The organism is Rhodococcus rhodochrous (assembly GCF_014854695.1).
Taxonomy (GTDB): domain Bacteria; phylum Actinomycetota; class Actinomycetes; order Mycobacteriales; family Mycobacteriaceae; genus Rhodococcus.
Map to the genome: position 1 here is coordinate 25,587 of NZ_CP027558.1, position 13,221 is coordinate 38,807.

General features: G+C 62.4%; 11 protein-coding genes and 1 pseudogene. 11 read left to right on the forward strand and 1 reads right to left on the reverse strand.

Features of this window, described 5'->3' with window-relative positions; genetic code table 11:
* The first annotated feature begins 21 nt into the window (after positions 1-21).
* The 3 genes from C6Y44_RS25110 (at position 22) to C6Y44_RS25120 (ending at position 2,822) form a co-directional block, all read left to right on the forward strand.
* On the forward strand, positions 22-1,593 hold the full coding sequence (locus C6Y44_RS25110) for a 4-hydroxyphenylacetate 3-hydroxylase N-terminal domain-containing protein (protein ID WP_192378989.1): 1,572 nt from the start codon (positions 22-24) through the stop codon (positions 1,591-1,593).
* Between the two features lie 47 nt (positions 1,594-1,640).
* Positions 1,641-1,919 carry a muconolactone Delta-isomerase gene (gene catC / locus C6Y44_RS25115; protein ID WP_192378990.1) on the forward strand — a complete coding sequence of 93 codons (279 nt, stop codon included), beginning with the start codon at positions 1,641-1,643 and terminating at the stop codon, positions 1,917-1,919.
* Positions 1,920-1,991: 72 nt separating this feature from the next.
* Complete coding sequence (locus tag C6Y44_RS25120; protein ID WP_192378991.1) at positions 1,992-2,822, forward strand: dioxygenase family protein; 831 nt, start codon at positions 1,992-1,994, stop codon at positions 2,820-2,822.
* A 70-nt stretch (positions 2,823-2,892) separates the two neighbouring features.
* On the opposite strand, the gene C6Y44_RS25125 is transcribed toward C6Y44_RS25120, so the two are convergent.
* Positions 2,893-4,095 (reverse strand): IS110 family RNA-guided transposase, encoded by a 1,203-nt coding sequence (locus C6Y44_RS25125; protein WP_225623878.1) that lies wholly within the window; start codon positions 4,093-4,095, stop codon positions 2,893-2,895.
* 248 nt (positions 4,096-4,343) lie between these two features.
* On the opposite strand from C6Y44_RS25125, the gene C6Y44_RS25130 reads away from it, so the two are divergent.
* The 8 genes and pseudogenes from C6Y44_RS25130 (at position 4,344) to C6Y44_RS25160 (ending at position 12,952) form a co-directional block, all read left to right on the forward strand.
* A complete protein-coding gene (locus tag C6Y44_RS25130) occupies positions 4,344-5,447 on the forward strand; it encodes a mandelate racemase/muconate lactonizing enzyme family protein (protein ID WP_192378992.1) in 1,104 nt (367 codons plus the stop codon).
* 9 nt (positions 5,448-5,456) lie between these two features.
* Complete coding sequence (gene pcaD, locus C6Y44_RS25135) at positions 5,457-6,251, forward strand: 3-oxoadipate enol-lactonase (RefSeq protein ID WP_192378993.1); 795 nt, start codon at positions 5,457-5,459, stop codon at positions 6,249-6,251.
* A gap of 10 nt (positions 6,252-6,261) precedes the next feature.
* On the forward strand, positions 6,262-7,827 hold the full coding sequence (locus tag C6Y44_RS25140; RefSeq protein ID WP_192378994.1) for an AMP-binding protein: 1,566 nt from the start codon (positions 6,262-6,264) through the stop codon (positions 7,825-7,827).
* Positions 7,824-8,642: a citryl-CoA lyase gene (locus C6Y44_RS25145; protein WP_192378995.1), complete on the forward strand. Its 819-nt coding sequence runs from the start codon at positions 7,824-7,826 to the stop codon at positions 8,640-8,642. Before C6Y44_RS25140 ends, C6Y44_RS25145 begins: the two co-directional genes overlap by 4 nt.
* Positions 8,643-8,665: 23 nt before the next feature.
* A complete protein-coding gene (locus tag C6Y44_RS25150) occupies positions 8,666-10,207 on the forward strand; it encodes a 4-hydroxyphenylacetate 3-hydroxylase N-terminal domain-containing protein (RefSeq protein ID WP_192378996.1) in 1,542 nt (513 codons plus the stop codon).
* Positions 10,208-10,436: 229 nt separating this feature from the next.
* Positions 10,437-11,245, forward strand: a protein-coding gene (locus C6Y44_RS25155; RefSeq protein WP_404817813.1) for an IS5 family transposase whose coding sequence is annotated in 2 segments (ribosomal slippage) — positions 10,437-10,779 and positions 10,779-11,245 — 810 coding nt in all. Because the reading frame shifts where the segments join, the coding sequence is not laid out codon by codon here.
* Between the two features lie 21 nt (positions 11,246-11,266).
* A pseudogene (locus C6Y44_RS28200) lies at positions 11,267-11,393 on the forward strand (IS481 family transposase); the annotation flags it as partial.
* 176 nt (positions 11,394-11,569) lie between these two features.
* Positions 11,570-12,952, forward strand: a complete 1,383-nt coding sequence (locus tag C6Y44_RS25160) for an MmgE/PrpD family protein (protein WP_225623893.1) — start codon at positions 11,570-11,572, stop codon at positions 12,950-12,952.
* The last annotated feature ends 269 nt before the right edge of the window (positions 12,953-13,221 follow it).

Genomic DNA, 13,221 nt, shown 5'->3' on the forward strand with positions numbered 1-13,221 from the left:
ACAGCAAGGAGTTTGAAGATCATGACGACGGAACAGACGGCACCGCCAACCGCCGCCAGTGCCACTACTCGACCACTCAACGGCGAGGAATACCTGGAGAGCATCCGCGACGGGCGCGAGGTGTGGATCTATGGTGAACGTGTCAAGGACGTCACGACCCATCCGGCGTTCCGCAACAGTACGCGCATGGTCGCCCGCCAATACGACGCCCTTCACGACAAGGAAAACTATCCAAGCCTTCAGGTTCCGACCGACACCGGTAGCGGCGGATACACCCACCCGTTCTTCAAGGCCCCTTATACGAGCAATGACCTGCGTGAATCCGCCGATGCCATCGCGAGTTTCGCTCGCCTGAATTACGGCTGGATGGGCCGCAGCCCCGACTATAAGGCCAGTTTCCTGGCGACACTGGGCTCGAACACTGACTTCTATGCACCGTTTGATGGCAATGCGCGTCGTTGGTACAAGGAGGCGCAGGAGAACTGCCTTTACGTTAACCACGCCATCGTGAACCCGCCGATCGACCGCAATCGTGTGGGCGAGGATGTCGAGAACCTCAATGTACATGTTGTCCGAGAGACCGACGCCGGTCTGATCGTCAGCGGCGCGAAGGTCGTGGCCACGGGGTCGGCGTTCACCCACTACAACTTCATCGGCAGCTATGGGCCGGTCAACTCCAAAAGCTACAGCGCAATCTTCATGGTCCCGATGGCAGCGAAGGGTGTGAAACTGTTCTGCCGCCCGTCATATGAGTACACTGCTGCGACGGTGGGCAGTCCGTTCGACTACCCATTGAGCTCACGCCTTGATGAGAACGATGCGATTTTCATCCTCGACGAGGTGCTCGTGCCCTGGGAGAATGTGTTTGCCTACGAGCCGGAGAAGGCCAAGAACTTCTTCGCCGGTTCCGGATTCCTTCCGCGAGCCATGATGCACGGCTGCGTCCGGCTGGCAGTGAAGTTCGACTTCCTGTGCGGCCTGCTGCTCAAGGGCCTCGATATGACCGGTACAGGAGATTTTCGTGGGGTCCAGACCCGCGTCGGGGAGCTGCTCAACTACCGTAACCTCTTCTGGACGTGCGTCGACTCGATGGTCAACAATCCCACGACCTGGAGCGACGGCACTGCGGTCCCGAACGTCGACGCATGCAATACCTATCGGATGATGTCGACCATTGCTTACCCCCGCGCGAAGGAAATTTTCCAGCAGGACCTTGGTAGCGCATTGATTTACCAGAACTCCAACGCCGTGGACTGGAAGAACGCGGAGATGCGGCCGTTCCTGGACCAGTACGTCCGCGGATCGGGTGACCGCTCGGGTGTGGACCGCATCAAGATCATGAAGTTGATCTGGGACGCAATCGGCACCGAGTTCGGTGGCCGTCATGAGCTCTATGAGCGCAACTATTCCGGGAATCACGAGGCAGTCCGCCTGGAGACCCTGTGGGGTCAGAACGCCAGCGGGCAGACGGACAAGTACCGCTCGTTTGTCGACGAGTGCCTCTCGGAATACGACCTCGACGGCTGGACCGCCCCTGACCTCATCAGCTCGGACGACGTCAACGTGATCAAGAAGCGCCTCGGACAGAACTAAGAAGCGTCGGTGCTGCACAACATAGCCGACCTGACGAAAGGACTACGATGCACTTCCTGGCCCAGATGGAAGTCACCATCCCCCACGACATTGACACGGAGAAGCTTGAAAGGCTACTGACCGCCGAGCGCGAACGCGCCCAGGAACTGCAGCGACAGGGAAAGTGGCCCCAGCTCTGGCGTGTCGCCGGCCGCTATGCCAACGTCAGCGTGCTCGACGTCGAGAGCATCGACGAACTTCATGAGCTCCTGTCATCGCTGCCGATGTTTCCGTTTCTCGACATCAAGGTGACGCCGATGACCCGGCATCCGTCGAAGGTCGACTAAAGAGCACCTGCGCTTAGCGCGTTCTCCACCAAGTCTTTGCCCGTTCCATCCACCAACTCGAAGGAAACAATCATGACTGCTACAGCCGGACAAGGGACCTTGCGCGATAACCGCGCCGCCACCGTGGTTGCCGACGTAATGCAGCGCATTCGCGACGTCATCCTGGAACATAAGCTGACATACGAGGAATACTCCGCTGCGAAGCAGTTCGTGATCGAACTTGGTGTTGCCGGCGAATGGCCGCTCTTCGCCGATGTGTTCTTCGAGCAGACAGTCGAACAGGTCGACTCGGAGTCCCGCGAGGGCAGCCCCGGCGCCATCGAGGGGCCCTACTTCATCGAAGGCGCTCCCCATCTCGAACTGCCGTACGTCATGCCGATGCGGGACGATGAACCGGGCGACGTCCTGTACTTTTCCGGCAGAGTCACCAGCCCGGACGGTGAGCCGATCGCGAACGCCCAGGTCGACCTGTGGCATAGCGATAACTTGGGAACGTATTCGAACATCCCGTACAACGACGATCGGGAGTTGCCGCCCGCGTTCAACCTCCGCGGCCGCTTCTCGACCGATGAGGAAGGACGCTACGAAGTTCGAACGATCATTCCCGTCCCCTACGAGATCCCGACCTCGGGCCCGACCGGCGCGCTCCTCACCACCGTCGGCTGGCATGCGTTCCGGCCTGCGCACCTGCACTTCATCACATCGGCTCCAGGCTATACTCCACTGACCAGCCAGCTGTACTTCGACGAGGATCCGTACATCGACTCCGATGTCGCTGGAGCTGTGAAGCCTGGTCTGATCCTGAAGCTGGACAAGCACGACTCCCCCGAGGAGCTGCAGTCGAAGAACCTCGACACCCCGTACTTCACCACTTCTTACGAGTTCGTCCTTCCGCGAAGCTGACCCACTATGCAGGCTGCCGCAACGCCGACGTTACGGCAGCCTGCCCCTGAAAGGACTCTCAATGATCCTGTCAAGCCGCCACCGCGGTGACCGGCACATTCGGTTGCCAGGTGCGGTTGTCGCGGAGCAGAGCGTAGAGAACGTCCACGCGCCGCCGAGCCAGGTAGATCGTGGCCTGGACGGGTCGCTTACCTTCGGCACGTTTGCGCTGATAGTAGGCGCGAGAGGCGGGGTCGCAGCGGACCGCGGTCAACGCCGACATGTACATCACCCGGCGCAGGCGCCTGCTGTAGCGCTGAGGGGTGTGCAGACGCCCGGTGCGTTTACCCGAATCCCTGGGTCTCGGCGCCAACCCGGTCCAGGCAGCGAGTTGGTCGGCCGAGCCGATCAGGGCGGGGTCACCTACTGCGGCAAGGAATTCGGCTCCGAGCCGGAATCCCATACCCGGCAAGCTCAGGATCACCTCGGCCAGAGGGTGCCGACGAAATCGGGCCTCGATCTCCGCGTCCACGGCGTTGATACGTGTGTCGAGATCGATCACCGCCTGCGCCAATTCGGCGACCAGTTCGGCAGCGACATCTTCCCCCGGCAACCGCACGGTCTGCGCCTTCGCAGCGGTGACCGCGGCCCGGGCGATCGATTCGGCGTGGCGCACCCCGGCCCCGGTGAGCATCGTGGCCAGCTGGGCCGCACCGACGCGGCGGATCGCTTTCGGTCGCTGGTAGCGGGCCAGCAGCACCACCCATCCCCGGTCCGAGGAGATCTGCGCGACGCGTTCGAGCCCGGGGCAGATCGCGACGAGTTGCTGACGCAGCCGGTTGATGGTCCGGGTACGGTCGGCGACCAGATCGGTGCGGTGGCCGGTGAGCATCTGCAGCTCACGGATCAACTCGTCGTCGGGACGCAGAATGGGCAGGTCCGACCGCATCCGGGACTGATCGGCGATCACCCGGGCGTCGCGGGCGTCGGTCTTGGCTTCGCCGCCGCGGTAGACCGACGATGCCTGCCACACCGAACGTCCGGACAGGTAGCGCACCGGTTTCCCGGCGTCGGCCAGCACAGTCAGCAACAAGGTGACGTAGGCGGTGGTCAGATCCACCGTCCACGACACCGTCTCGGCGAGGGCGTCGATCTCGGTGATCACCGCACGGATCGTTGCTTCGTCGTTGTCGCATCGCCGCGACAGCACCACCGCTCCGGAGGTGTCGAGTACGCATATCCAGTGGTGTTCTTTGCCGACGTCGACTCCTGCCCACAGTCGCGAACCGGTCATCGGATCTCCTCGTTTTCGCTTGTGTTCCGGCCTGGCCCCGATGGACGCCTCCGCCGGCATTTCCTTAAACAAGCGATCATGCGCAGATCTCAATCAGCGGTCCGAGGTGTCCAGACAGGTCGGGTGGCCAGTCCTTTCAAGCCCCACTCGAGAGTGGGCAAACCTTATGCAGCCTCGCCCGGCCCGCCCGGGTTACAGCTCAACGTAACTCTCACGAAGTAACTGCACCTACGAACTTAAGGACCCTTGTGAAGATCGCTTCCATAGAGGCAATACCGTTCAATATTCCGCTGGAACGACCGACTGCATTCGCCCACGCCAGTATTTCGAGTGCAGAACACGTTCTCATCCGAGTGACGACCGACGACGGCGTGGTCGGGCACGCCGAGGCCCCAGCCCGTCCCTTCACCTACGGCGAGTCTCAGGAGTCGATCGTCAAGGCGATCGACTCCTGGTTCAGTCCGGCGATGGTCGGGACCGATCCTTTCGACCGCGAAGTCGCACGTAATGACCTGAGCTGGTTGCGCCACAACCACACGGCCCGTGGCGGCGTCGACATGGCAGTCTGGGACGTGATTGGAAAATCACTGGGGCAGTCGTGTCACAAGCTTCTTGGTGGCTACACAGATTCGATGGAAGTGGTCCACATTCTGTTTGCGGCCACACCCGAGGGCATGGTGGAGGAAGCCCGCGATATGCGGGAGCGCTTCGGCTTCAACACGTTCAAGATCAAGACCGGCAAAAACGTTAAGGAGGATGCCCGGGCAATGCGCATGCTCCGGGCAGAGCTGGGCGAAGGGCCCGAGATGTATGTCGATGCAAACAAGGGATGGACAGCGGACGAGACAATCCGCCTGCTGCCGGTGATGGAAGAAGTCGGCATCACCATGCTCGAGGAGCCGACACCGGCATTTCGTCCGCTGGCCCGCCGCCGGGTTGCGAAAAAGAGCTCGATCCCCATTATGGGCGACGAGAGCGTGACGCGGCTCGGCGAGGTCGGCAGGGAAATCCTCGACAACCATTCGCAGATCATCAGCATCAAGGTGGCCCGTACCGGATTCACCGAGTCGGACCGAATCGTCGGGCTGTGTGAAGGGCTTGGCATCGGGTTGGCCTTGGGCAGCCAGATGGACGGAACGGTCGGGACTCTGAGTTCGCTGGCCTTCGCGGCGGCTTACAAGAGCACATCTGACCGGGCAGGGGAGCTGGACTACTTCATGCAGCTGACCGACGACATTGTCGCCGAGACCCCTGTCATCGAGAACGGACGCATGCATGTCTCCGGGAAACCCGGGATCGGCATCGAGATCGACGAAGACAAGCTCAACCACTACCGCATCGATAAGGACTAGGCGAACCAGATGGGAATTCAAGAGAAAACGGCCCGGCTCAACTACCGCCTCGACGGCCCCGCCGGGGCGCCGGTCATTGTGTTCGGACCCTCACTCGGCACCGATCTGGAATTGTTCGAGCCTCAGGCGACGGCACTTTCCGGCGACTTCCAGATCCTGCGGCACGATCTGCGCGGGCACGGTGAATCGGAAGTACCCGACGGCCCCTACACCATCGGCGAAATGGCCCAAGACGTCATTGGACTATTGGATGAGCTCGGGATCGATCGCTTCAGTTACGTCGGCGTCTCCATCGGCGGCGCCATCGCCCAGTGGCTCGGCATTCATCACGGCCATAGGCTCGACGCACTGGTCATCTGCGCATCCGCCGCACAGTTCTACGACCCGCCGAGCTGGCCCCAGCGTGCCGCAAAAGTGCGCAGCGAGGGGACCGAATTCCTTATCGAGTCGCGCTACGGCGCCTGGTTCACTCCTGAATGGGCAGAACGCTCTCCGGAGGGCGCAACGCGGCTCCTCAACATGCTCCGAACCACGCCGCGAGAGGGTTACGCAGGCTGCTGCGAGGCAATCGCGGCGTACGACCTGCGCGACCGCCTCGGTGAGATTGCGACTCCCACCTTGGTCATTGCCGGGGAAGAGGACCCGGCCACTCCGGTCGCCACCGTGTCCGCTGTCGCCGAGGGCATTCCCGGAGCGGAACTGCTGGTGGTCCCTGGTTCCTCGCACCTGGTCAATTTCGAGAAGCCCCATGTCGTCAGCGCAGCGATCGCCAAGCACATCGGCGCCGTCACGATCAATCGATGAGGTTGCGACGGTGACGGATCGAACCATTCCAGCGTTGCTGGACGACGCCGCGGCCCGATACGGCGACCGGACATGGCTGCGCACCGACCACACAGAGATCACCTTCCGTGGCGCTCGGGAGCAGATCCGCTCCGTGGCACAGGCGCTGACGGCCGCCGGTGTCCGGCGAGGTGATTTGGTGGTGCTGACGGCGCGCAATGAGCCGCGCTACCTACTCACCATCCTCGCCGCCACGACACTCGGCGCCACTGCTGTCCCGACCAACCCCCGAGGAACCGAAGCGGAACTGGCAGGCCTTTTGACACAGGTGCGCGGTCATGCACGCGTCATCGTGACCGATGATGGGCTGATCAGCATGGTGCGCCGTGCAAAGGCTTCTGCCGGCGCCGGCGCGGAGATTATTGACGTCGACGCCATCGTTAGCGACAGACCGAGTTTGGAGGCACAGCCGCCCAGCATCCCCGGTGGCAGTCCTGTCCGTGAGACGGACGTGGCCATCATGATTCCGACCTCGGGCACCACCGGGCGGTCCAAGCTGGTCATGCAAACGCACCGCGCATACACGATGGCGGGCGAAGGGTTTCCGTACTGGATGCAGCTCTCTACCGTCGATCGGCTGATGACCTCGCTGCCGTTGTTCCACACGAATGCACTCGCCTACTCCACGATGGGATCGTTGACCTGTGGTGCGGGCCTGATACTGCTGCCGCGCTTTTCGGCATCAGGCTTTCTGGATTCCGCGCGACGGCACGGGGCGACGTCATTCAACGCGATCGGTGCGATGTTCGAGTTCCTCATGGACCAGGCCCCTAGGCCCGACGACTCGGACTCGCCCCTGGAGAATTGCTACTGTGCCCCCGCGCCGCCGAAGCATCGCCACCTTGAAATAGAGCGACGCTTCGGTATCTCAATAGTGTGCGGCTATGGCATGTCGGAAAGCCTGTACGGCATGTCGTGGAGGCCCGGTACACGCCCGTTCGGAACGCTGGGTGAGCCACGGCAGCATCCGACGCTCGGAGAAGTGAATTCAGCCCGCGTCGTCGACTCTGCCGGCCACGCTGTGGCGAAGGGCCAAATCGGCGAATTGTTGCTGAGTAACCCCACCGTAACGCCAGGTTACTACGGGCTGCCCGACGAAACTGCCGCAGCTGTACGCGACGGCTGGCTGCACACCGGTGATCTGGTCACGGAGAACACCGACGGCACATACACGTTTGTTGCCCGCCAGAAAGAAGTGATTCGGCGGCGAGGTGAAAACCTGTCCCCCGCCGAGGTCGAGGAAGCCTTGCTCGCGCACCCGGATGTCGACGAATGCGCCGTCGTTGGAGTGAACGCCGGTCAGTCCGAAGAGGAGATCAAGGCGTACGTCCGACTCGTGGACGGTAGCGACGAATTACCGCAGGAGCTTGCCACCTGGGTTTCGCAGCGACTGGCCGCGTTCAAGGTGCCCCGCTATTGGCAGTTCGTCACCGAACTGCCCTATACCCCAACGGGCCGGGTCGCGAAGCATCAACTGCCCGTCGACGGCTACCAGTACGACCTCGCCCCAATGCGCGGAACAGGAACTTTGACATGACCGAGACATATCGGACCAGCCTGGGTACATCAAGCCTCGACAGCATCCAGCTGCTCGGAAAGGAAATGGCTACTGAACTGATGGGCGAGGTGTCCTTCGGTGACCTCGCCTTCTGGTTGGTAGCTCTTCGCCGGCCAACCAAGGGCGAAAGCCGGCTGTTCAACGCAATCCTCGTGGCCCTGGCCGATCACGGATTCACCCCCACGGTGCTCGCGGCGCGGCTCACCTTGACGAGCGCGCCCGAATCCATTCAGGGTGCCATGGCAGCAGGAATCCTCGGCGGCGGATCACGCTTTCTGGGAGTGACCGAAGACGCGGCAAAGTTCCTGGCGCAAAGCCTGTCGGACGCCGGTGAACTAGGAAGCGACTCGTCATACGAAGATCTGGCGAAGCAAATCCTGCATGACTGCCAGTCCCGCGGCCTGCTTGTGCCCGGACTCGGCCACCCAGTCCACAAGAACGGTGACCCCCGTACCCCCGTCATCTACAAGCTGGCGGCGGAAGCCGGAGTGTTCGGGCCGCACCTATCGTTACTGGCAGCCATCGAACGAGTGCAGGCCGACGTGTTCGACAAACACCTACCGGTAAACGGCGCCGGAGCGTGCGGTGCAGCACTCGCGGATTTGGGATTTCCTCCGGGAATCATCCGTGGATTCGCTCTTGTAGCCAGGTCGGCCGGCCTGCTCGGGCAGATCGCCGAGGAGATGCGCGACCCGATCGGCCTCCAGCTCTATGCAGCCGTGGACCGCAACGCACAGTATGTGGACCCGTCAGAAGTTCTGTATTCCCGCTCAACCCTTAAGGATGAATCGTGACTGCTACAGACCCGACAGACAGAATGACCGCCCAATCCCCGACCGCGGTCCCGTTCACCGGCGACGAATACCTCGAAAGCCTGAAGGACGGCCGGGAGGTGTACATCTACGGCCAGCGCGTGGAGGATGTCACCACCCACCCCGCGTTCCGCAACGGCGCGCGTTCCATAGCTCACCTGTACGACGCACTGCACGATGACCCGGACGGCATTATCACCGGCCCCACGGATACCGGTAACGGCGGCTTCACCCACAAGTTCTTCAAAGTGCCGCGCTCGGCCGAGGACCTGGTCGAGTCCCGCGACGCGATCGCTGCCTGGGCGCGTCTGTCGTACGGTTGGATGGGACGTTCACCCGACTACAAAGCATCGTTCCTCGGAACGCTCGGAGGAAACACCGAGTTCTTTGATCCCTACCAAGATAATGCGCGGCGATGGTACAAGGATTCGCAGGAACAGGTGCTGTTCCTCAACCACGCACTCGCCAACCCTCCCGTGGATCGTCATCGGCCTGCCTCCGAAGTCGAGGACATGTTCGTGCACGTGGTCAGTGAGAACGATAACGGGCTGGTGGTGTCCGGGGCTAAGTGCGTGGCAACAGGGTCCGCGCTGACCCACTACAACTTTATTGGTCACTACGGGATGCCGGTGGACAAGAAAGAGTTCGCCGTCATCTTCATGCTCCCGACCAACGCGAAGGGGGTTAAGCTGATTTCCCGGCCCTCATATGAGTACCAGGCGACAGTGACGGGCAGCCCGTTTGACTACCCGCTGTCGAGTCGGTTCGACGAGAACGACGCGATCATGGTCATGGATCGCGTGCAAATTCCCTGGGAAAATGTCTTCGCTTACGGTGATCCACAGAAGGTCAACGATTTCACGCCCATGTCAGGATGGCTGCCTCGGCTGACGTTTCACGGTCTCACCCGTTTGTGCGTCAAGCTGGACTTCATTGCCGGATGTGTGCTGAAAGCAGTGGAGATAACCGGGACCAACCAGTATCGCGGCGTCCAGGCGCATGTTGGTGAAATTCTCGCATGGCGCAATCTGTTCTGGGGTCTGACCGAGGCCATGACCCGCAATCCGGAGCCGTGGGTGGGCGACGCAGTGCTGCCGAACAATGACCAAGGCGCCGCGTATCGGGTCCTTGCGCCGCTGGCGTACCCACGCATCAAGAGCATCATCGAAAACCATGTCGCCAGCGGGCTGATCTACGTCAATTCCCATGCCGAGGACTGGAAAAGCGCCGAAATCCGGCCGCTACTTGACCGCTACCTTCGTGGCTCCAACGGCGTAGAGGCCATGGACCGAGTGAAGCTGATGAAACTCCTGTGGGATGCCATGGGAACCGAGTTTGGCGGGCGGCACGAACTCTACGAGCGGAACTATGCGGGCAACCAGGAAGACACCCGAATCCACCTGCTGAAGGGCGCGCAGGCCAAGGGAAAAACCGAGCAGTTAATGAGCTTTGTGGACGGATGCCTCGGAGAGTATGACATCAACGGATGGACCAGCGAGCACCTGATCAATCCCGGCAGCATGAGCAGTATCCCAAACCTGCTGTAGTCCTCTGCCGAACTGCACGGATCCGATAGCCCGGCCCGCGAGCGTGCCTCGGACATCGAAGCGAAAGCGGACTTGTCCGAGGCCACTCGGGGGTCTAGATGTACTCGGCCAGGACGTTGGTTGCACGGAGTAAAGGCGAAGAGCACTTGGGTTGGTGGTTACCACACAGCCAACGACTAAGAGCATGTCTCTTATGGCCTAGATCGTTTGTGCGGCATAATGCACTGCCGTGGTCGATGCGTTGTCTTACCGGCTGGTACCGGATGCGTTGTGGGAGATCGTCGAACCGTTGCTGCCCGGATTCCGGGCGCGGCCGCAGGGCGGCGGCCGGGCGGCGCTCGATGATCGGGCGGTGTTCACCGCTATCGTCTACGTGCTCACCAGCGGCTGTGCCTGGCGGCACCTGCCACCGTCATTCGGGGTCAGCGTTCCGACCGCACACCGCCGCTTCACCACCTGGGTTCGGGCCGGGGTGTTCGACGAACTCCACCGCAGGGTCCTCGATCGGCTCGGCGCCGGTGGGGACCTGGACTGGTCCGCCGCGATCCTGGACGCAGCGCACGTCCGGGCGAAAAGGGGGGATCTCTGACCGGTCCCAGCCCGGTCGATCGAGGCAAGAACGGCTCGAAGATCCATATCCTCTCCGACGCCGACGGCATTCCCCTCGTCACGGCGGTGACCTCGGCGAACACCCACGACAGTGTCATGTTGCAGCCGATGGTCACTGCGATTTCGGCGGTGCGCTCGCGTCGTGGTCCGCGCCGCCGTCGGCCCGGCCGGTTGCGGGCGGACAAGGGTTACGACTATCCCGTACACCGCCGGTGGCTGCGGGCACGGGGCATCGTTCCGCGCATCGCCCGTCGCGGTGTCGACAGCAGCGAACGCTTGGGACGGTACCGGTGGAAGATCGAACGCACCCTGGCGTGGCTGAGCGGCTATCGCCGGCTGACGATGCGTTACGAGCGTCACGGTGAGAACTTCGCTTCCTTTCTCCAACTCGCCGCTGCGCTGACCTGCTTCAAGGAACTGGCCAAATGAGACATGCCCTAAGAGGTCTTCATGGTCCACCGTAATGCCCGTCTGACCCCCGCCGGTAGGCGGATCCTTGTCCAACGCGTCTGTGAGGGCCAGCCGGTGGCGCATGTGGCCAAAGACATGGGTGTGTCACGCACCTGCGCGCAGCGCTATGCGGAGCATGCCCGCTCGATGCCCGCGGTCGCTGGACGGATGTGGACTCCCCGCCGGCAAGCTCTGCGCCCTCATCCCGTCGGCCGCGACCCGCACCTCGACCTTCCGCATGGACCCGGTTCCACGCCATGGGGAACACACTGCAAAAATCCTGACCGAACTGGAGGAGTCAGCATGACTGAAATCAGCTTCGCCCGCCAACTGGCCCGGCACGTCACCGCCGATCACAAGCTCACCGCGGAGATCACCGACTGGATGAAACTCTTGCTGTTCGACTACTACGCCGTCACGACCGGTGGCGCGGAACGCGACTCCGCCGTCGCTATCCGGTCCGCGGTCAGTACCGCGGCATCCCAGGACCGGTTCTTCAGCGCCTCCATTCACGGGACAACTCTCTGGGCCACCCTCGAGGATGCGGCCCTGGTCAACGGCGTGACGGCCCACGGCTTGGAACTCGATGACACGTTCGAGGAATCCTCGCTGCACCCCGCTGTCGTCGTCTTCCCGGCGGTTCTGGCACTGGCCGACGAACGCGGCTATAGCGCCGCGGATGTGCTTCGCGCCGCCGCGGTTGGCTACGACGTGATGTGCTCCGCCGGCGTCCTGCTCGGGGCTGCCGAGAGCTATGGTCGCGGCTTTCATCCCACCGGCGTGGCCGGGGTCCTTGGAGCAGCGGCAGCTGTGTCCTCCCTGTTTAGGCTCGACGAGGACCAGACCACTCACGCACTGAGCCTGGCGGCCAATCTGGCCGCCGGAAGCCTGGAATTCCTCTCCGACGGTTCCTGGACGAAACGTCTGAACGCCGGGCATGCCGCTTCGGGAGGCCTCCGTGCCGGCAAGCTCGCAGCCGCAGATTTCACCGCCCCGGAAACGTCCATCGAGGGCCGGGACGGCTTCCTGAACCAGTACGGCCAAGGGCTGATCGAAGGCCGCAGACTGAACCTGGTGTTCGGCAAGAGCGCCTTGGATACCAGCATCAAGTTCTACCCCTGCTGCCGATACATGCACGGCAACATCGATCTGCTGTGCGACATCCACAGCGAATACCCGAATCTGGACATCGATGAGATCGAGTCCATCGAGGTCGGCGTCATCAAAGCCGGTGCCACATTGGTTGCCGAACCGCCGGCGCGCAAACTCATTGTCAACACGCCCGTGGACGCGCAGTTCAACATGCCGTTCGGTGCCGCCGTGGCACTGGCGACCGGCCAGGCGACTGTCGGGCAGTTCGACGATGCCCCGGCCGTCGCCGCGGAACTAAAGCCCTGGCTGGAAAAGGTCCGCTGCTATACCAGTGAGCGTCTCGAGGCCACCTTTCCGGCCAGCTGGCAGGCGGAGGTCAGCGTCCGGTTCAAGGACGGCCGCGTCATCGAAAGGAACGAAGCTGCCTTCCGTGGCGCGCCGCAGGACCGTGCCACCCGGGAGCAACTGGTCGACAAGGCCGCCGTCCTGCTGACGCCGTCCGCAGCGCAGGCCCTGGACGAAACGGTCCAGGCGATTGAGCTGGATGCCCCACTGACCGGCCAGGTCGTCGTGCCGCAGAAAGACTCCATCTGACATGACTCAGCCCAGCTCCGCGGACGGTGGATGGCACCAGTTTAGCGATGAAGCGGCATCATATGCCCTCATCCAGATTCTGTGACTGGTGGGACTGTTGTTTCCTGTGAGGTTCCTGAGTGCCGATGGTTTAGGTTGCAGGGAGCGAGCGGGCGGCCCGCCGTTGACCGAAGTCCTTTCGAGAGACAGGCGTCAGATGGCCAGAATAGGTAAGTACCTGTATTTGCCGGGTTTGCAACGTGATTCACCGCTGAAGTCGGTGATCGTGG

Excerpts from the sequence above, each read along its gene's own strand:
- C6Y44_RS25110 (WP_192378989.1), top strand. The coding sequence starts at position 22 with ATGACGACGGAACAGACGGCACCGCCAACCGCCGCCAGTGCCACTACT.
- catC (WP_192378990.1), top strand. The coding sequence starts at position 1,641 with ATGCACTTCCTGGCCCAGATGGAAGTCACCATCCCCCACGACATTGAC.
- C6Y44_RS25120 (WP_192378991.1), top strand. The coding sequence starts at position 1,992 with ATGACTGCTACAGCCGGACAAGGGACCTTGCGCGATAACCGCGCCGCC.
- C6Y44_RS25125 (WP_225623878.1), bottom strand. The coding sequence starts at position 4,095 with ATGACCGGTTCGCGACTGTGGGCAGGAGTCGACGTCGGCAAAGAACAC.
- pcaD (WP_192378993.1), top strand. The coding sequence starts at position 5,457 with ATGGGAATTCAAGAGAAAACGGCCCGGCTCAACTACCGCCTCGACGGC.
- C6Y44_RS25145 (WP_192378995.1), top strand. The coding sequence starts at position 7,824 with ATGACCGAGACATATCGGACCAGCCTGGGTACATCAAGCCTCGACAGC.
- C6Y44_RS25150 (WP_192378996.1), top strand. The coding sequence starts at position 8,666 with ATGACCGCCCAATCCCCGACCGCGGTCCCGTTCACCGGCGACGAATAC.
- C6Y44_RS25160 (WP_225623893.1), top strand. The coding sequence starts at position 11,570 with ATGACTGAAATCAGCTTCGCCCGCCAACTGGCCCGGCACGTCACCGCC.